The organism is Sinorhizobium chiapasense (genome assembly GCF_045277575.1).
In the GTDB taxonomy this organism is placed as follows: Bacteria; Pseudomonadota; Alphaproteobacteria; order Rhizobiales; family Rhizobiaceae; genus Ensifer; species Ensifer chiapasense_A.
In genome coordinates, this window is record NZ_CP144205.1 from 1,017,001 (window position 1) to 1,034,572 (window position 17,572).

Annotated in this window: 17 protein-coding genes and 1 riboswitch; of the genes, 11 read left to right on the forward strand and 6 right to left on the reverse strand. The window is 61.6% G+C overall.

The genetic code is table 11. The features are described from left to right. Nucleotides 1-31: 31 nt before the first annotated feature. The 4 genes from QM996_RS04915 to QM996_RS04930 form a co-directional block, all read right to left on the reverse strand. On the reverse strand, nucleotides 32-370 hold the full coding sequence (locus QM996_RS04915; RefSeq protein WP_500269530.1) for an antibiotic biosynthesis monooxygenase family protein: 339 nt from the start codon (nucleotides 368-370) through the stop codon (nucleotides 32-34). A 104-nt stretch (nucleotides 371-474) separates the two neighbouring features. After that, on the reverse strand, nucleotides 475-942 hold the full coding sequence (rpsI, locus tag QM996_RS04920) for a 30S ribosomal protein S9 (protein ID WP_173516154.1): 468 nt from the start codon (nucleotides 940-942) through the stop codon (nucleotides 475-477). Nucleotides 943-944: 2 nt separating this feature from the next. Continuing rightward, complete coding sequence (gene rplM / locus QM996_RS04925; RefSeq protein ID WP_173516155.1) at nucleotides 945-1,409, reverse strand: 50S ribosomal protein L13; 465 nt, start codon at nucleotides 1,407-1,409, stop codon at nucleotides 945-947. Between the two features lie 225 nt (nucleotides 1,410-1,634). Further along, nucleotides 1,635-2,066 (reverse strand): PaaI family thioesterase, encoded by a 432-nt coding sequence (locus tag QM996_RS04930; RefSeq protein WP_483502060.1) that lies wholly within the window; start codon nucleotides 2,064-2,066, stop codon nucleotides 1,635-1,637. A gap of 166 nt (nucleotides 2,067-2,232) precedes the next feature. Here QM996_RS04930 and QM996_RS04935 point away from each other — a divergent pair, with 166 nt between their 5' ends. After that, complete coding sequence (locus QM996_RS04935; protein WP_500269531.1) at nucleotides 2,233-3,054, forward strand: enoyl-CoA hydratase; 822 nt, start codon at nucleotides 2,233-2,235, stop codon at nucleotides 3,052-3,054. Between the two features lie 3 nt (nucleotides 3,055-3,057). Here the strand turns inward: QM996_RS04935 and QM996_RS04940 are convergent, their stop codons facing one another. Continuing rightward, nucleotides 3,058-3,894 carry a DMT family transporter gene (locus QM996_RS04940; protein WP_500269532.1) on the reverse strand — a complete coding sequence of 279 codons (837 nt, stop codon included), beginning with the start codon at nucleotides 3,892-3,894 and terminating at the stop codon, nucleotides 3,058-3,060. A gap of 190 nt (nucleotides 3,895-4,084) precedes the next feature. On the opposite strand from QM996_RS04940, the gene QM996_RS04945 reads away from it, so the two are divergent. From QM996_RS04945 to QM996_RS04955, 3 genes are all read left to right on the forward strand, one after another. Continuing rightward, complete coding sequence (locus QM996_RS04945) at nucleotides 4,085-4,513, forward strand: CoA-binding protein (RefSeq protein WP_500269533.1); 429 nt, start codon at nucleotides 4,085-4,087, stop codon at nucleotides 4,511-4,513. 202 nt (nucleotides 4,514-4,715) lie between these two features. Next, on the forward strand, nucleotides 4,716-5,999 hold the full coding sequence (locus QM996_RS04950) for an O-acetylhomoserine aminocarboxypropyltransferase (protein WP_500269534.1): 1,284 nt from the start codon (nucleotides 4,716-4,718) through the stop codon (nucleotides 5,997-5,999). Between the two features lie 38 nt (nucleotides 6,000-6,037). Further along, entirely contained in the window at nucleotides 6,038-6,382 is a 345-nt protein-coding gene (locus QM996_RS04955; RefSeq protein WP_500269535.1) for a cupin domain-containing protein, read from the forward strand. 39 nt (nucleotides 6,383-6,421) lie between these two features. Here QM996_RS04955 and QM996_RS04960 read toward each other — a convergent pair whose 3' ends face one another. Further along, nucleotides 6,422-7,660 carry a cytochrome P450 gene (locus tag QM996_RS04960; protein WP_500269536.1) on the reverse strand — a complete coding sequence of 413 codons (1,239 nt, stop codon included), beginning with the start codon at nucleotides 7,658-7,660 and terminating at the stop codon, nucleotides 6,422-6,424. Between the two features lie 348 nt (nucleotides 7,661-8,008). Between QM996_RS04960 and QM996_RS04965 the strand changes: the two genes are divergently transcribed. From QM996_RS04965 to QM996_RS04995, 7 genes are all read left to right on the forward strand, one after another. Next, complete coding sequence (locus QM996_RS04965) at nucleotides 8,009-8,866, forward strand: endonuclease/exonuclease/phosphatase family protein (RefSeq protein ID WP_500269537.1); 858 nt, start codon at nucleotides 8,009-8,011, stop codon at nucleotides 8,864-8,866. A 24-nt stretch (nucleotides 8,867-8,890) separates the two neighbouring features. Beyond that, nucleotides 8,891-10,450, forward strand: coding sequence for a phospholipase D family protein (locus tag QM996_RS04970; protein ID WP_500269538.1), 1,560 nt, complete (start codon nucleotides 8,891-8,893; stop codon nucleotides 10,448-10,450). Between the two features lie 293 nt (nucleotides 10,451-10,743). After that, the gene (locus tag QM996_RS04975) at nucleotides 10,744-11,376 is read left to right on the forward strand and encodes an ATP-dependent Clp protease proteolytic subunit (protein WP_500269539.1); all 633 of its coding nucleotides are present in this window, start codon (nucleotides 10,744-10,746) and stop codon (nucleotides 11,374-11,376) included. A gap of 283 nt (nucleotides 11,377-11,659) precedes the next feature. Beyond that, entirely contained in the window at nucleotides 11,660-12,937 is a 1,278-nt protein-coding gene (clpX, locus tag QM996_RS04980; protein WP_077961578.1) for an ATP-dependent Clp protease ATP-binding subunit ClpX, read from the forward strand. Nucleotides 12,938-13,310: 373 nt separating this feature from the next. Beyond that, a complete protein-coding gene (gene lon / locus QM996_RS04985; protein ID WP_429808707.1) occupies nucleotides 13,311-15,731 on the forward strand; it encodes an endopeptidase La in 2,421 nt (806 codons plus the stop codon). 220 nt (nucleotides 15,732-15,951) lie between these two features. Further along, nucleotides 15,952-16,227: a non-specific DNA-binding protein Hbs gene (gene hbs / locus QM996_RS04990; protein WP_065777403.1), complete on the forward strand. Its 276-nt coding sequence runs from the start codon at nucleotides 15,952-15,954 to the stop codon at nucleotides 16,225-16,227. Nucleotides 16,228-16,350: 123 nt separating this feature from the next. Continuing rightward, nucleotides 16,351-16,544: riboswitch (FMN riboswitch) on the forward strand. A gap of 87 nt (nucleotides 16,545-16,631) precedes the next feature. Then, entirely contained in the window at nucleotides 16,632-17,537 is a 906-nt protein-coding gene (locus QM996_RS04995) for a DMT family transporter (protein WP_500269540.1), read from the forward strand. Nucleotides 17,538-17,572: the final 35 nt, after the last annotated feature.

Here is a 17,572-nt window from a genome sequence, read left to right on the forward strand (position 1 = left end):
TCAAACAGAGCGCCGCACGGAGCCGCGTCGTTTAGGCTCGCTCGAACCCGTACTGCCGTTCGATCTTGCCGACCCGCACCTGATAATCCTCGTACCAGCGCTCGCGGCCCATCCGCTGGGCGGCAAGGTGGCGGACATTGCTTTTCCATGCCGTGATGCTCTCCTCGTCTGCCCAGTAGGAATTGGTGATGCCGAAGCCATCGGTGCCGCGCACGCTTTCGGGGCCGAGAAAGCCGGGCTGTTCGCGGGCAAGCCTCTCCATCTCCATACCCATGTTGTCGTAGCCGTTGTCGCCGGCCGTGCGCCGTGAGGAGAAGGTGACGATGTAATAGGGAGGTGCTGGGGTCTTGGCGACGGGGGAGTTGGTCATACGCTATGCCTCGGAAGGTCGACGTTATCGGATGTTATGCCGGCGACGATAACAAAAAAGGCGGAGCAAAGCCCCGCCTTTCCAGTGTCGCAGTTTGGAAGCGATTAACGCTTCGAGAACTGGAACGAACGACGTGCCTTCGCACGGCCGTACTTCTTGCGCTCGACCACGCGGCTGTCGCGGGTGAGGAAGCCACCGCGCTTCAGAACGGAGCGCAGGCCAGGTTCGAAGTAGGTCAGCGCCTTGGCAATGCCGTGACGAACGGCACCGGCCTGGCCGGAGAGACCACCGCCAGCAACGGTCGCGTCGATGTCGAACTGGCCGTCACGGGCAGCAGCGACGATCGGCTGCTGCAGGATCATCTGCAGAACCGGACGGGCGAAGTAAGCCGAGTAGGGCTTGCCGTTGATGGTGATCTTGCCGGAGCCCGGCTTGACCCATACGCGGGCGACAGCGTCCTTACGCTTGCCGGTCGCGTAGGAGCGACCCTGGGCGTCGACCTTCTTGACGTGAACCGGAGCAGCCGGTTCCGCGGTCGTGGCGATGTCCTTGAGAGCGGAAAGGTCAGCCATTATCAGGCGCTCCTTGTGTTCTTGCTGTTCAGCTTGGCGACGTCGAGGACGGTCGGCTGCTGTGCTTCATGCGGGTGGTTGGCGCCTGCGTAAACGCGCAGGTTCTTCATCTGGCGACGGCCGAGCGGACCACGCGGAACCATGCGCTCGACGGCCTTCTCGATGACGCGCTCCGGGAAGCGGCCTTCGATGATCTGGCGAGCGGTGCGCTCCTTGATGCCGCCGGGGTAGCCGGTGTGCCAGTAGTACTTCTTGTCGGTGTACTTCTTGCCCGTCAGAACTGCCTTCTCGGCGTTGATGACGATGACGTTGTCGCCGTCGTCAACATGCGGGGTGAAGGTAGCTTTGTGCTTGCCGCGCAGGCGGTTTGCGATGATGGAAGCGAGGCGACCGACAACGAGGCCTTCGGCGTCGATGATGATCCACTTCTTCTCCACCTCTGCAGGCTTCTGAACGAAGGTTGCCATATCAAAACTCTTTCTTTGGACCCGAGCGGCAAGCCGCTGGGCGTTTCTTGTTGCTTGGTTTTGGCCGGTTTCCCGGACAAAAGAAGAAAGCGGCCCTTGAGGACCGCGATCTGCGGCAGCTTATACGCAAGTGCGAAACCAGCGTCAAGAACGCGAAATCAGCGCGCCGGAAATAAAGATAAACAAAAACAATATGTTATATGTATGGTATTCGGATACCACAAATTAGCGTGGTGGAATCGAATAGGTCGCCGTTGCATGCGCGACGAGATCGTCACCGCCGACCTTGACGATCGATGCGTCCAGAACGGCCAGCCGCTTGCCGAGTTTCAGGATCCGGCAGGTGCATTCGAGCGGTTCCGGCTCGGGCTTGCGCAGGAAATTGATGTTGAGATTGGTGGTGACCGCAAGCGCGATCGGCCCGATATGGGCGATCAGCGCGATATAGGCGGAAACGTCGGCAAGGGCGAAGAGGGTAGGGCCCGAGACGGTGCCGCCCGGGCGGATGTGTCGCTCGTTCGGATCGAGCCGCATCGTGGCAAAGCCGGGACCGACCGCCGTGACATGAAAGACCTTGCCGTCGGTATGGACCTGCGGAAAATCAGTGTCGAGAAACCGGTTGAGGTCGTCGACGGTCATGATCGGCTCGATGGTCATTCATTGCATCCTTCAACATATCTGCCGCCACCTGAAACCGACCGGCGGCCGGACGCAAGGCGGAAAAAGGTCTTAGACGGAATGGGCTGCTGGTTCTCCCGCCAGCTTGCACCGCACGCGCGTCCGGCGTACCACCAAGCCCGAGTTCACGTTTCAGGAGAAGATCATGGCCGACGTCGTATCGTTCAGGAAGGAAGAGCCGAACGGGATGCTGCTGCGCGAACGCTCCGGGCCGGTGCTGCGGCTGACGCTCAACAATCCGCCGGCCAACGTGCTTTCGATCGCCATGATGGAGGCCTTGCACTTGGAGTTCGACGTGGTCACCGCCTCCAAGGAAATCAAGGTCGTCGTGCTCGCCGCTTCGGGCAAACTCTTTTCCGCCGGTCATGATCTCAAGGAAATGACGGTTCATCGCGAGGACGACGACCGTGGCAGGGCCTTCTTCGAACAGACGATCCGGATGGCCGCTGAGCTGATGCTGAAGATCAACCGGCTGCCGCAGGCGGTGATCGCCGAGATCGATGGGCTTGCGACGGCGGCCGGCTGCCAGCTTGTGGCAAGCTGCGACCTGGCGATCTGCACCGACAACTCCACCTTCTGCACGCCCGGCGTCAATATCGGCCTCTTCTGCTCGACGCCGATGGTCGCGCTCACGCGTGCGGCGCATCGCAAGCAGGCGATGGAGATGCTTTTGACTGGCGAGACCATCGACGCCTCGACCGCCAAGGATTTCGGCCTCGTCAACCGCATCGTGCCGCAGCAATATCTGCGCCAGGTCGTCGACAAATATGCCGCGGTGATCGCCTCGAAGTCGCCGCAGGCGCTGAAGATCGGCAAGGAGGCCTTTTATCGTCAGGCGGAGATGGACCTGCCGGATGCCTATGACTACGCCGTCGGCGTCATGGTCGAGAACATGCTGGCCCGCGATGCCGAGGACGGCATCGGTGCCTTCCTCGGCAAGCGCATGCCGGAATGGAAGGATGACTGACGGTCAGGCGAGCTTCAGGAGGAGCGCGCCGAGTGCAATGACGCAGGCAGCGGCGATGCGCCAGACGCTGACCGGCTCCTTGAGGAACACGACCGAGATGACGACGGCAAAAAGGATCGACGTCTCGCGGAGCGCCGCGACGGTGGCGACCGGCGCCTTGGTCATCGCCCAGAGCGCCAGGCCGTAAGCGCCGATCGATCCGGCGCCGCCGATGAGCCCGCGCCACCAGTTCTTGTAGACGTGGCAGGCGACCGGCTTGATGCCGCGGCGGGCGAAGGCCCAGGTGAAGAGCAGCGCTGGCGGCAGCAGGGCCATCCACAGCGTATAGGAAATCGCGTTGCCCGAGACGCGCGCGCCGATGCCGTCGACATAGGTGTAGCAGGCGATGACGCAGGCATTGAGGAGGGCGAGCACGATCGCGTGTTTCCCGCCCTTTCGCGACTCGAAAGCGAGCGTCAGGACGCCGGCTGAGATCGTCAGAATACCGATCATCGTGCCGAAAGAAAGCTGCTCGCCGATCAAGGCACCACTGGTGGCCGCGACGATCAAGGGCGCGGTACCGCGCATCAGCGGATAGACGAGGCCGATGTCGCCGGCGCGATAGGAGGCGGCGACAAGCTGGAAATAGGCGAACTGGAACAGCGCCGAAACCAGGATGTAGGGCCAGGCTTCCGGTTTCGGCAGGGGCAGGAAGGGCAGGAAGGGGATTGCCACGGCGGCAGCCCCGAGCGCGATCATTGCTGCGTCGAGCGATTTTTCCGAGCCTGCCTTGACCAGGGCATTCCAGGTCGCGTGCAACAACGCCCCGAACAGGACGAGCGCAATGACTTCAACGGGCAAGATGGGACCTCGGAAACGATGTGGCGGGCTTTGTGACGCTTGTCGCGCCGCTCGGCCGTAAATGCAATCGGAAAGTGTCGCGGCGGCGGTCGTCTTGAGCTTCGCGCGGGAAGCATGGAGCGCGCAGTTGACTTGCCGGGTCCTGGCATCATTATACGGCCGTTTAAATACAATGGACCCGTAGCCTTAGATGAACCACGACGCCTATCCGGACTACTATCTCGCCGACATCCTGCGCGAGACCAAGACGATTGCGCTGGTCGGTGCCTCGCCGAATGCCGAGCGACCGAGCCATCGGGTCATGGCGTTCCTGTTGCGCAAGGGCTATCGGGTGATCCCGATCAATCCCGGTCACGTCGGCAAGACCATCCTGGGCCAGGCCGTGGTCGGCAGGCTCGCCGACGTCAAGGAGCCGATCGACATGGTCGACGTCTTCCGCGCGGCCTATACCTTGCCGGCGCTCGTCGACGAGATCCTGGCGCTTGACCGATTGCCGAAGGTGATCTGGGGCCAGCTCTCCGTGCGCCACGATGGCGCAGCGGCAAAAGCGGAAGCTGCCGGGATCAAGGTGGTCATGGACCGCTGTCCGGCGATCGAGTATCCGCGGCTGATCGGCTGACCTCGGCCGAGACACGGCGACCGGCCGCACAACCGTCAGTTTCGCAAAAATCCTCTTTGACCGCACACGTAGGCTCTGGAATAGTGCCGCCACCTCCGCGCTGGCCACGGAGGTTCGATAGCGGGGCACACGCAGATTCACGGTGATCGAGCGTCCTCGGCGCGCCGGCTGGCGCGGCGCTCCGGTCATGGGAGGTACGAAATTGACGAAAGACAATCCTGGTTTCAACACGCTCGCAATCCACGCCGGAGCGCAGCCTGATCCGACCACGGGCGCGCGGGCGACGCCGATCTACCAGACGACGAGCTTCGTCTTCAACGACACCGACCATGCCGCGGCACTTTTCGGTCTCCAGCAGTTCGGCAACATCTACACCCGCATTATGAACCCGACCCAGGCGGTGCTGGAAGAGCGTATCGCGGCGCTCGAAGGCGGCACGGCGGCGCTGGCGGTTGCCTCCGGCCATGCCGCACAGTTGCTCGTCTTCCACACGATCATGAGCCCAGGCGACAACTTCGTCGCGGCCAACCGGCTCTATGGCGGCTCGGTCAACCAGTTCGGCCACGCCTTCAAGTCCTTCGACTGGCAGGTGCGCTGGGCCGATCCGAGCGACCCGGCCTCCTTCGAGGCGAAGATCGATCGGCGCACCAAGGCGATCTTCATCGAAAGCCTCGCCAATCCCGGCGGCACCTTCGTCGACATCGCCGCGATCGCCGAGATTGCCCGCAGGCACGAATTGCCTCTGATCGTCGACAACACCATGGCGACGCCCTACCTGCTGCGGCCGCTGGAGCATGGCGCCGATATCGTCGTGCATTCGCTGACGAAGTTCATCGGCGGCCATGGTAATTCGATGGGTGGCGTCATCGTCGACGGCGGCACCTTCGACTGGTCGAAGTCCGGCAAGTATCCGATGCTTTCGGAGCCGCGTCCGGAATATGCCGGCGTCGTGCTGCACCAGACCTTCGGCAACATCGCCTTTGCGATTGCCGCCCGTGTCCTGGGTCTGCGCGATTTCGGTCCGGCAATCTCGCCGTTCAATGCCTTCATGCTCGTGACCGGTGCCGAGACCCTGCCTCTACGCATGCAGCGCCATTGCGACAATGCGCTTGCCGTCGCCAAATGGCTGAAGACGCACGACAAGGTGTCGTGGGTAAGCTATGCAGGGCTTGAGGACGATCCCAACCACGCGCTTCAGCAGCGCTATTCGCCGAAGGGGGCTGGTGCCGTATTCACCTTCGGTCTCAAGGGTGGCTACGAGGCCGGCAAGCGCTTCGTCGAAGGGCTGGAAATGTTCTCGCATCTCGCCAATATCGGCGACACGCGCTCGCTCGTCATTCACCCGGCCTCGACCACTCATCGGCAACTGACGCCTGAACAACAGGTGGCGGCCGGTGCCGGACCGGATGTCGTCCGTCTCTCGGTTGGCATCGAGGACGTCTCCGACATCATCGCCGATATCGAGCAATCGCTGGCAATGCTCTGAAACAGGAGGGAGGCGATGCCTCCCGCGAAGGTGCCAAAATGACGAAAATGCAGAAGTTCGATCTGACTTCCGTCGAGGCGGAAGTGGGCACGCCCGCCGCCGACCGGCTGATCTCCGGGGCGCCGCAGTTCCGGACCTGGAACCTGGAGGAGGCTGAGGGCGGCCTCTATGCCGGGGTCTGGGAATCGACGCCGGGCAAATGGCGGATCGTCTACGAGGAGTGGGAATATTTCCACATCATCTCCGGCTATTCGATCGTCACGCAGGATGGTGGCGAAGCGGCGCATCTGCGTGCCGGCGACAGCATGATCTTGCGTCCCGGCTTCGAAGGCACCTGGGAGGTCGTCGAGACCACGCGCAAGGATTACGTCATCCGCCTGTAAGCAATGAAGCGCCGGAGACCGTCCTGGCTCCGGTGTTGGTCACCAGACCAGATCGAGGCGTTCGAGGCCGTGGAAATGGAACGCATCCTTCACCTCTGGCTCGTTCTTCAGCCGCATATTCGGCAGCCGCCGAAACAGGATCGGCAGCGATAGATTGAGCTCAAGCCGGGCGAGCGGCGCGCCGATGCAGAAATGCAGGCCGGCGCCGAAGGAGACATTGGCGCCTTCGTCACGTGTCGGCCGAAACACATTCGGGTCCGTGAACTTTTTCAGATCGACATGCGCCGCCCCGAGCAAAAGGCCGATCTTGTCGCCCTTTCGAAGCGTGATGCCGTCATCGAGTTCGACGTCCGTCAGGGCATAGCGCTGGAAAATATGCAGCGGTGCCGCAAAGCGCAGGCACTCCTCGATCGTCAGCGCCGTCGCCGCTTCCGTGGCAAACAGATCCGTGGCAGAGAATCCGGATTGCAGGATGGTTTTGACCGCATTGCCGATCTGATGCACCGTCGCTTCGTGACCGGCATTGAGGAGCAGGGCGGTGGTCGAGACCAGTTCTGCCTCGAAAAGTCGCTCGCCATCCTTTTCCGAGGTGATCATGTGGGTCAGCAGATCGTCGGCGGGGTTGCGGCGTTTCTCCGCAATGATCTTTCTGAGGTAATCGGCAAAATCGGCGGATGCCTGGTTGGCATCGAGTTCGGTCTCGTGGCTCGGGTTGAAGACATACATCCGGACCATGCGGTGCGACCAGTCGAGAAGGTCGGGCGCCGCCTCGACGGGAATACCGAGCATGCGGGCGATGATCGTCACCGGGATCGTTTCGGCATAGGCCTTGAGCAATTCGACTTCACCATTGCGCTCGAAACCGTCGATCAGGGCATGCGATAACTGCTCGATATCCGGTCTCAACTGTTCGATCTGCCGCGAAACGAAGGCGCGGTTGACGAGTGTGCGCAGGCGGGTGTGCGCCGGAGGTTCGAGCTCCAGCAGCGAATGCTCTTCAAGCGCGTCGAAGTCCTTCAAATGCGGCTTCGGTGCCGGCAGGCCAACCTCTTCGCGCGTCGCCACATGCAGGATCTGCCGGCCGAAACGCCGGTCGCGCAGCAGCGCGTTCACCTGGTCGTAGCCAGCGAAATACCATTGCTGCCGCTCTTCCCAGAAGAAGGCCGGGCATTGCGCGTGGATCTCGGCATAGGCGGCGAGTGGCGCACTGTAGAAAGCTGGATTGCGCGCATCGATGGAAACGCGCCTTTGGGCGCCGTCAATGGTTATGCCAGGCATGCAACGGGCTCTTCGCAGGATTTGACTGATATCTATTTCTACGGGAACCGGCGTTCGACCGGCAAGTGCAGATATCCCTCCGGCCGCCGGCACGGCGTTGACTGCGGACGGAACCCTGGAGTGCCCGCCGTTCATCGTGGTCGATCCGGACGGAAATCTGGTCCTGTTCGCAGGGCCGGCCGACGGAGCGTGAACGGCGAAATGGATACCCGCGCTGCTCTTGCTGTCTCGGCATCCATTCGGTCTTTGCCGCAATGCGGTTGCGAAACAACTTCCGCCTTCCACCCTTTTTCGGTAGCGCCGGGCGACCTATTTGCGCAATGATGCGGGCAGCAGGCAGGGAGCGGCATGGCAAAAAACCAGTCCAGTCTATCGGCGGGGATCGTGGCGGCGATCCGCAAGCGGCGCCCCACGGTCGTCCATCGCGAAACCGCGGTGAACCGCGGCGACATCGTCATAGCCTCCTACAACATCCACAAATGTGTCGGCACGGATGGGCGTTTCGATCCTGGGCGGACCGCTCATGTGATCGGGGAACTGGGAGCCGACATCGTTGCGCTTCAGGAGGCGGACCAGCGGTTCGGGGAGCGCGCCGGCCTTCTCGATCTCGACCACCTCCGCCGTGAAGCCCATCTCGTTTCGGTGCCGATCTCCGGGTTTTCTGCGAAGGGGCATGGGTGGCACGGCAATGTGCTGCTGCTGCGCGAGGGGGCGGTTTCGGACGTGCGGCAGCTGAAACTGCCGGGTGTCGAGCCGCGCGGTGCCCTCGTCGTCGATCTCGATCTGAAGGTCGGCCCATTGCGCATCATCGCCGCCCATCTCGGTCTTCTCAGGCATTCCCGCGCTCAGCAGGCCGAGGCAATCCTGGAGGCGGCGGCCGATGCGAACGGCAGGCCGACCTTGCTGATCGGCGATCTCAACGAGTGGCGCATGGGCCGGCGCTCGTCGCTGTCGTTCCTCAGTCCGGTTTTCGATCCGTCGCATGCCACGGTCGCGAGTTTTCCGTCGCGCTTTCCCCTGCTTCCGCTCGATCGCGTGCTTGGCAATCCACACCACCTGGTAACCTCGGTCGCCGTGCATGACTCACCGCTTGCGCGGATCGCCTCGGACCATCTGCCGATAAAAGCCTCGATCGCCTTGAAGGCAGCCCAGCAGGAGCACCGAGACGGAAATCGGGTCGATGCCGGTCGCGCCGGATCGGCCTGACGTCGGGCGCGGGGCGAACTTTCGATGTTGTCCTCCGTCCTGATCGCCGTTGCTATCATCTTCGGTGTGGCCGTTTCGGTCATCCTCTACATTTACGGCCGGTTCGGGCGGCGCCCGCATGGGCTGCCGTCGACCGCGCTCCCGGTGGCCGAGGCCGGAACCGAACTCGATCGGCATCTGGCGCCGCTTCTTGCAGCCCATCCAGCGGCAAATGGCGTGTCGCTCGTCTCCGACAATATCGAGGCCCTGGTGGTGCGCGCGCATGCGGCGCGCCGCGCCGGACGAAGTCTCGATCTGCAGTATTACTATTGGAAGGATGACCTGACCGGTCTTCTGCTGGCTCGTGAGATCCTGGCAGCGGCTGACAGGGGCGTACGTGTCCGGCTGCTGCTCGACGACATCAATGCCGGCATTCACGATCGCATGTGCATCGCGCTTGACGCCCACCCCAATATCGACGTGCGGCTCTTCAACCCGAGCCGGGCGCGGACCGATCGCTTTCGTCGCGGCTTCGAAATGGCGATCCGTGCCTTCAGCGCCACCCGCCGCATGCACAACAAGCTGTGGGTGGCGGATGGCCGCATTGCGATCGCCGGTGGGCGCAACATCGGCGATGCCTATTTCGACGCTGCCGAACTCTCCAACTTCCGCGACCTTGACGTCTGGATGGTGGGGCCGGTGCTGGAACAGGCGTCTGCCATGTTCGACCGCTATTGGAACAGCGCCTCGGTTCTCCCGATCGCGGCGCTGCGCACACCACGCAAGCAATATCTGCCGGCGCTCCGCGATGCCGTCGAAGGACTTGCCCGGACGCCGGCGGGCCGGTTCTACATCGAACGCATCGACAGCGCGGTCAAGGAGGCCGACATCTATCACGGCTCGCGACACCTTCACTGGAGTTCGCAGATCCGCCTGGCATCGGACCCGCCGGAAAAGGCGCTGATGCAGCGGCGGCAGAACTGGATGCTGCGTGAGCTCTTCCCGTTGATAGAGGCGGCCGCTAGGGATCTCAGGATCATTTCACCTTATTTCATACCCGGCGTTGCCGGGACGCGCGAGCTTACCTCCATTGCGGCGCGCGGCGCGCGCGTCTCGGTCCTGACCAACTCCCTTGCTGCGACGGACGTCGCAGCCGTTCACGGCGGATACGTCAAGTATCGCCGCAAACTCGTGCGCGCCGGCGTGGAACTCTTCGAATTGAAGGAACAGGGCGATGTCACCGAAGGGCATCGCATGTCGTTGTTCGGCGCGCGCAATGCGAGCCTGCACAGCAAGGCTTTCGTCGTTGATGGCCGGCACGGCTTCGTCGGTTCGATGAACTTCGATCCGCGCTCCGCATCGCTCAACACGGAAATGGGCGTGGTATTTGCGGACGAGGCTCTTGCCGGCGAACTGGCCGGCATGTTCGAAGAGGAGACCTCGCCGTCGATCAGCTATCGGCTCGGAATGGACGGTTCACGGCTTGTCTGGCGGGATCGCGCCAACGGTTCCGAGAGGCTGTTGCGGCACGAGCCGGATGCGAGCCTTGCAAGGCGCTTGATGGCCAACCTGATCCGCATTCTGCCGATCGAATCTCAGCTCTGACAAGGCGGTGGACCGGCTGCATGATTTGCCGTTCGTTTACCGAGGTCATCGAACCCTGTGCGAAACGCTCGGTCGCGACGGCTTGCACCGCGCTTTTCGGTGAAAAAAGGCTCTATTGACAACCATGTGTGGAGGAGTGCCGGACTTCGCAGCAAAGCGGGGCGTTCGATTAAGGTTATCGAAGCTTCGCGACTTGAAGTGAAGGGTGTTGACACTCTATGTAGGAGCAGAAGGTAAATCCCGTGATTCCCGGTTCGCAAAGGTTTTGCGAGCCCGATTGATGAAGGTTCGATATGAGAAATCCCGTTGATACCGCACTGGCACTGGTGCCGATGGTTGTTGAGCAGACCAACCGCGGTGAACGTTCCTACGATATCTTTTCGCGCCTTCTGAAGGAGCGCATCATCTTCGTCACCGGTCCGGTCGAAGATCAGATGGCGACGCTCATCTGCGCCCAGCTTCTCTTCCTCGAAGCGGAGAACCCGAAGAAGGAAATCGCGCTCTACATCAATTCCCCGGGCGGCGTCGTCACCTCGGGTATGGCGATCTACGACACGATGCAGTTCATCAAGCCGGCGGTCTCGACGCTCTGCGTCGGCCAGGCAGCCTCCATGGGTTCTCTGCTCTTGGCGGCCGGCCACAAGGACATGCGTTTTGCGACGCCGAATGCGCGCATCATGGTTCACCAGCCCTCGGGCGGTTTCCAGGGCCAGGCCTCCGATATCGAGCGCCATGCCCGCGACATCCTCAAGATGAAGCGCCGCCTCAACGAGGTCTATGTCAAGCATTGCGGTCGGACTTACGAGGAAGTCGAACAGACGCTCGATCGCGATCATTTCATGAGCGCGGACGAGGCTCTGGACTGGGGTATCGTCGACAAGGTACTGACCTCGCGCGAAGAGATCGAAGGCGCCGAGGAGGCCTGATAACGCGCTTTTGTGTCGCGACAGATGTAATTGTGACACAATTGTAATGGCTCAAGGGCTTTATCGTCAGGGTAAAGCCGTTAATATGGACCGTTAATGCTATGTTGGATTCTGAGGGCATAGTGTTCGGATGAGTTGGGAGAGTCGTTGCAGCCGTATCGGGCGTGTCCGTGCCGATGCGGTAAGTACTCCCGGAAGCCCTGCATGAGGATAGGCTACAGGGCGAATTGAGTGGTCCGCGATACTTTTCTTGAAGTGTCCGGCGTGCTGGAAGGAAGTGGAAATGAGCAAGGTCAGCGGAAGCAACGGCGGTGACTCGAAGAATACGCTTTATTGTTCGTTCTGCGGCAAGAGCCAGCACGAAGTCCGTAAGCTGATTGCCGGACCGACCGTCTTCATCTGCGATGAATGCGTCGAACTGTGCATGGACATCATTCGCGAAGAGAACAAGACCTCGATGGTCAAGTCCCGCGACGGTGTGCCGACCCCTCAGGAAATCATCAAGGTTCTCGACGAATACGTCATCGGCCAGCAGCAGGCCAAGCGCATCCTGTCGGTCGCCGTACACAACCACTACAAGCGCTTGGCGCACGCCGCCAAGGGCAGCGATGTCGAACTGGCGAAGTCGAACATCATGCTCGTCGGCCCGACCGGTTGCGGCAAGACCTATCTTGCCCAGACGCTCGCCCGCATCATCGACGTGCCGTTCACCATGGCGGATGCCACGACACTGACCGAAGCCGGTTATGTCGGTGAAGACGTCGAAAACATCATTCTCAAGCTGCTCCAGGCAGCCGACTACAACGTCGAGCGCGCCCAGCGCGGCATCGTCTACATCGACGAAGTCGACAAGATTTCGCGCAAGTCCGACAACCCTTCGATCACTCGCGACGTTTCGGGCGAGGGCGTGCAGCAGGCTCTGCTGAAGATCATGGAAGGCACGGTTGCATCGGTACCGCCGCAGGGTGGCCGCAAGCATCCGCAGCAGGAATTCCTGCAGGTCGACACCACCAACATCCTGTTCATCTGCGGTGGCGCTTTTGCCGGCCTCGACAAGATCATCTCCGCCCGCGGCGAGAAGACCTCGATCGGCTTCGGTGCCACGGTTCGTGCGCCGGAAGACCGTCGCGTTGGCGAAGTGCTGCGCGAACTGGAGCCGGAAGATCTGGTCAAGTTCGGCCTGATCCCGGAATTCATTGGTCGTCTGCCGGTCTTGGCGACGCTCGAAGACCTCGACGAGGATGCACTGATCCAGATCCTCTCGGAGCCGAAGAACGCGCTCGTCAAGCAGTACCAGCGCCTGTTCGAGATGGAAGACGTGGAGCTCACCTTCCATGAAGACGCGCTGCGCGAGATTGCCCGCCGGGCGATCGTGCGCAAGACCGGTGCTCGCGGCCTTCGCTCGATCATGGAAAAGATCCTGCTCGACACCATGTTCGAGCTGCCGACGCTGGAAGGCGTGCGCGAAGTGGTCATCTCCGACGAAGTGGTCAAGGGGGCTGCTCGGCCGCTCTACATCTACTCCGAGCGGTCGGACGAAAAGACCAACGTTTCGGCCTGAGAAAGCTGAATTATCGTTTGAGAAGCCCGCCTTGTGCGGGCTTTTTCATGTTCATGCACTTAGCTGTTGAGACAAAGGGGCGGCAGCGCAGATTTCACAATTCGATTGTTGCTAAAGTGTCCCAAACAACGCAATGATGTGATGATTCAATGAAGGACCTTTGTCGTTGCGCGTCCTTGAGCCTCGTTCTCCGTCGCAAGGCCCGCAACAGAAATGATGCGTAGTCAGAAGGACCCGGCCACGGTTGGTGGGTGTCGCGTCAGCCTTGAAATGGACGCGGTCGCACTCCACTTTCATGTGGAAAATATGACAGCCGGGAGTGCCTGCGGGGCTCCCGGGAACGGGCCCGAAATCGGGACGGAAAGGAAATGACATGACGAACAAAACGTCACCGGCGACTGAAAGCGCGACCTACCCGGTCCTGCCGCTCCGCGACATCGTAGTCTTCCCGCACATGATCGTGCCGCTCTTCGTCGGCCGTGAAAAGTCGATCCGTGCGCTTGAGGAAGTCATGGGTACCGACAAGCAGATCATGCTTGCCACCCAGATCAACGCCACCGACGACGATCCGGAACCGTCCGCGATCTATGACGTCGGCACAATCGCCAATGTCCTGCAATTGCTGAAGCTGCCCGACGGCACCGTCAAGGTGCTGGTCGAAGGCCGCGCGCGCGCCAAGATCGACGGCTACACGCCGCGCGAAGAATTTTATGAGGCTTCGGCGCATACGCTGAACGAGCCGGAAGAGGATCCGGTCGAGATCGAGGCGCTGAGCCGCTCGGTCGTTTCCGAGTTCGAAAGCTATGTGAAGCTCAACAAGAAGATCTCCCCCGAGGTCGTCGGCGTCGCCAGCCAGATCGAAGACTATTCGAAGCTCGCCGATACTGTCGCTTCGCATCTGTCGATCAAGATCGTCGAGAAGCAGGAAATGCTGGAGACCACCAGCGTGAAGATGCGCCTGGAAAAGGCGCTCGGCTTCATGGAAGGTGAGATCTCCGTCCTGCAGGTCGAGAAGCGAATCCGCTCGCGCGTCAAGCGCCAGATGGAGAAGACCCAGCGCGAATACTACCTCAACGAACAGATGAAGGCGATCCAGAAGGAACTCGGCGACGGCGAAGATGGCCGCGACGAGATGGCCGAGATCGAGGAACGCATCGCCAAGACGAAGCTTTCCAAGGAAGCGCGCGAAAAGGCTGATGCGGAACTCAAGAAGCTGCGCCAGATGAGCCCGATGTCCGCGGAAGCGACCGTGGTTCGCAACTATCTGGATTGGCTGCTCGGCCTGCCCTGGGGCAAGAAGTCGAAGATCAAGAGCGACCTGAACCATGCCGAGGACGTGCTCAACACGGATCACTTCGGTCTCGACAAGGTCAAGGAACGCATCGTCGAATATCTCGCCGTGCAGGCGCGTTCGTCGAAGATCAAGGGCCCGATCCTGTGCCTCGTCGGCCCTCCGGGCGTCGGCAAGACCTCGCTCGCCAAGTCGATCGCCAAGGCGACCGGCCGCGAATATGTGCGCATGGCGCTGGGCGGCGTTCGTGACGAAGCCGAGATCCGCGGTCACCGCCGCACCTATATCGGCTCCATGCCGGGCAAGGTCGTCCAGTCGATGAAGAAGGCGAAGCGGTCCAACCCGCTGTTCCTGCTCGACGAAATCGACAAGATGGGCCAGGACTTCCGCGGCGATCCGTCGTCGGCTCTGCTCGAGGTGCTGGATCCGGAACAGAACTCGACCTTCATGGACCACTACCTGGAAGTCGAATACGACCTGTCCAACGTGATGTTCATCACCACGGCCAACACGCTGAACATTCCGGCGCCTTTGATGGACCGCATGGAAGTGATCCGCATCGCCGGCTATACCGAAGAGGAAAAGCTGGAGATCGCCAAGCGGCACCTGCTGCCGAAGGCGATCCGCGACCACGCGCTGCAGCCGAAGGAGTTCTCCGTGAGCGACGGAGCCCTGATGGCGGTCATCCAGACCTATACGCGGGAAGCCGGTGTCCGTAACTTCGAGCGCGAATTGATGAAGCTCGCCCGCAAGGCGGTGACCGAGATCATCAAGGGTAAGACCAAGACGGTCGAAGTCACGGCGGACAACATCAACGACTACCTGGGTGTACCGCGCTTCCGTCACGGCGAAGCCGAACGCGACGATCAGATCGGCGTGGTCACGGGTCTTGCCTGGACCGAGGTCGGCGGCGAGTTGCTGACGATCGAAGGAGTCATGATGCCCGGCAAGGGCCGCATGACGGTCACCGGCAACCTGCGTGACGTGATGAAGGAATCGATTTCGGCGGCGGCGTCCTATGTCCGTTCGCGGGCGATCGACTTCGGCATCGAACCTCCGCTGTTCGACAAGCGCGACATCCACGTGCACCTGCCGGAAGGCGCAACGCCGAAGGATGGCCCGTCGGCCGGTGTCGCCATGGCAACCGCGATCGTATCGATCATGACCGGCATCCCGATCTCCAAGGATGTGGCGATGACCGGCGAGATCACGCTGCGCGGCCGGGTGCTGCCGATCGGCGGTCTCAAGGAGAAGCTGCTCGCAGCTCTCCGGGGTGGCATCAAGAAGGTGCTGATCCCCGAAGAGAACGCCAAGGATCTCGCCGAGATCCCGGACAACGTGAAGAACGCGCTCGAAATCATCCCGGTTTCGCGGATGGGCGAAGTGCTCGAACACGCTCTGGTGCGCCGGCCGGAGCCGATCGACTGGGACCCGGCAAACGAGCCGGCGACCGTCGCAGCGGTTGATTCGCAGGACGAAGCGGGATCTTCGATCGCCCACTAAAAAATGCCAGGCAATGGGCGCCGCGCCCTCACGCGGCGCTCATTTTGCAGAAAAATTGGGAAGACCGGCCTCTGGCCGGTCTTTTTTGTTGTAAAAGCGCGCTGCAAGCCTTGCATTCCAAGGGATTAGGCGCAATTGGGAAAGGCAAGACGCGGGCGATGCACAAGCCGCCGCGCCTTAAAACACAGTCGTTTCGAACCAATCTGAAAGGGGTGGAAACATGAACAAAAATGAGCTCGTGTCTGCCGTTGCTGAGAAGGCCGGACTTTCCAAGACCGACGCATCTTCTGCAGTTGATGCAGTTTTCGAGACCATCCAGGGCGAGCTGAAGAACGGCGGCGACATTCGCCTGGTCGGCTTCGGCAACTTCTCGGTTTCGCGCCGCGAAGCCTCGAAGGGCCGCAACCCGTCCACGGGTGCGGAAGTTGATATCCCGGCTCGCAACGTGCCGAAGTTCACGGCCGGCAAGGGCCTGAAGGACGCCGTCAACGGCTGATCAGATTTGCTTGGCGGCCGGACACGAGGCCGGCAGTCCAGGTATTCGAGGGTTCGGCGAAAGCCGGACCCTTTTGCATTCAGGGACGGCCCTTGCAGCCTCCCGCCATTTGCTCTACGGCTTGCCCATTCTCAGGGCGGGGTGAAAGTCCCCACCGGCGGTAAGGGCACTACTGCGCCGTGCGTCTTTCAAGGCGTACCAAGGTCGCAGTACGGCCCAAGCCCGCGAGCGCCTTTCTTCTAAAACAGGGGAAGGGGTCAGCAGATCCGGTGCAACTCCGGAGCCGACGGTCATAGTCCGGATGAAAGAGAATGGTCGTCGGCACGAAGGGCAAGGCCGCCCGGCGTCGTGCCGCGCGCTCATGCGTCCTGATTTGTGTTTGTTCATTTCTCAGGATGCATGACATGAATCAGACTTCCCTCGGTTTTTCCTCCTCGCGTGCCGTGGCCGGAGCCGGCTTCATGGTGCTGGCCGGCACAGCTTTCGCCGGCCTCAACGTCGTGACCCAATGGCTGACGATGACGCTCGGCTTTCCCGCCGCCGCCACGGCCTTCTGGCAATATGCCTTCGCCTTCCTGTTTTCGCTGCCGTTCCTGCGTCGTGCGGGGTTTTCGGCGATGCGCACCGATCACCCTTGGCGCCATGTGGTGCGTGTGGCGCTCGCCGCCTTCGGCGTCGGGGCTTGGGTCTCCGGCCTCGCTCACGTGCCGATCTGGCAGGCGATCGCCCTTGTCATGACCTCGCCGTTCTTCATCATCCTTGGCGCTCGCCTGTTTCTTGGCGAACGCGTCGGCCCGGCGCGCTGGACCGCGACGGCGGTCGGATTTGCCGGTGCCATGATCATTCTCGAACCGTGGTCGGACAGCTTCACCTGGGCGGCCCTGCTGCCGATCCTCTCCGCCTTGCTCTGGGGCGCGTCGTCACTCATCACGAAGAGCCTGACGAGCAGCGAGCGTCCCGAAACGATCACCATCTGGCTGCTTGTCCTCCTGACCCCGATCAATGGCGCCATAGCGCTCACGACTGGTTTTGCGGTTCCGGACGGCGCGGCACTCGGCCTTCTCGTGCTCGCCGGGGTTCTGACCGTTTTCGCGCAGTATCTGCTGACATTGGCCTACACGGTCGCTGATGCAGCCTATGTGCAGCCTTTCGATGATCTGAAGCTGCCGCTCAATGTTTTCGCCGGCTGGCTCGTCTTCGGCTACGCGCCGACCGGCTATCTCTGGATCGGTGCCGTGCTGATCCTCGCAGCCTCGCTGTTCATCATGCGCAACGAGATCAGGCGCGAGCGGGAGACCGCCGCCGCCTGAGTGTGCAAAACCGTTCGGCTGTCATTCGGCTGTCA

Bases quoted from the DNA above. Each gene is read 5' to 3' on its own strand.
- QM996_RS04915 (WP_500269530.1), bottom strand. From the start codon at position 370: ATGACCAACTCCCCCGTCGCCAAGACCCCAGCACCTCCCTATTACATC.
- rpsI (WP_173516154.1), bottom strand. From the start codon at position 942: ATGGCTGACCTTTCCGCTCTCAAGGACATCGCCACGACCGCGGAACCG.
- rplM (WP_173516155.1), bottom strand. From the start codon at position 1,409: ATGGCAACCTTCGTTCAGAAGCCTGCAGAGGTGGAGAAGAAGTGGATC.
- QM996_RS04930 (WP_483502060.1), bottom strand. From the start codon at position 2,066: ATGACCATCGAGCCGATCATGACCGTCGACGACCTCAACCGGTTTCTC.
- QM996_RS04935 (WP_500269531.1), top strand. From the start codon at position 2,233: ATGGCCGACGTCGTATCGTTCAGGAAGGAAGAGCCGAACGGGATGCTG.
- QM996_RS04945 (WP_500269533.1), top strand. From the start codon at position 4,085: ATGAACCACGACGCCTATCCGGACTACTATCTCGCCGACATCCTGCGC.
- QM996_RS04955 (WP_500269535.1), top strand. From the start codon at position 6,038: ATGACGAAAATGCAGAAGTTCGATCTGACTTCCGTCGAGGCGGAAGTG.
- QM996_RS04960 (WP_500269536.1), bottom strand. From the start codon at position 7,660: ATGCCTGGCATAACCATTGACGGCGCCCAAAGGCGCGTTTCCATCGAT.
- QM996_RS04965 (WP_500269537.1), top strand. From the start codon at position 8,009: ATGGCAAAAAACCAGTCCAGTCTATCGGCGGGGATCGTGGCGGCGATC.
- QM996_RS04970 (WP_500269538.1), top strand. From the start codon at position 8,891: ATGTTGTCCTCCGTCCTGATCGCCGTTGCTATCATCTTCGGTGTGGCC.
- QM996_RS04975 (WP_500269539.1), top strand. From the start codon at position 10,744: ATGAGAAATCCCGTTGATACCGCACTGGCACTGGTGCCGATGGTTGTT.
- clpX (WP_077961578.1), top strand. From the start codon at position 11,660: ATGAGCAAGGTCAGCGGAAGCAACGGCGGTGACTCGAAGAATACGCTT.
- lon (WP_429808707.1), top strand. From the start codon at position 13,311: ATGACGAACAAAACGTCACCGGCGACTGAAAGCGCGACCTACCCGGTC.
- hbs (WP_065777403.1), top strand. From the start codon at position 15,952: ATGAACAAAAATGAGCTCGTGTCTGCCGTTGCTGAGAAGGCCGGACTT.
- QM996_RS04995 (WP_500269540.1), top strand. From the start codon at position 16,632: ATGAATCAGACTTCCCTCGGTTTTTCCTCCTCGCGTGCCGTGGCCGGA.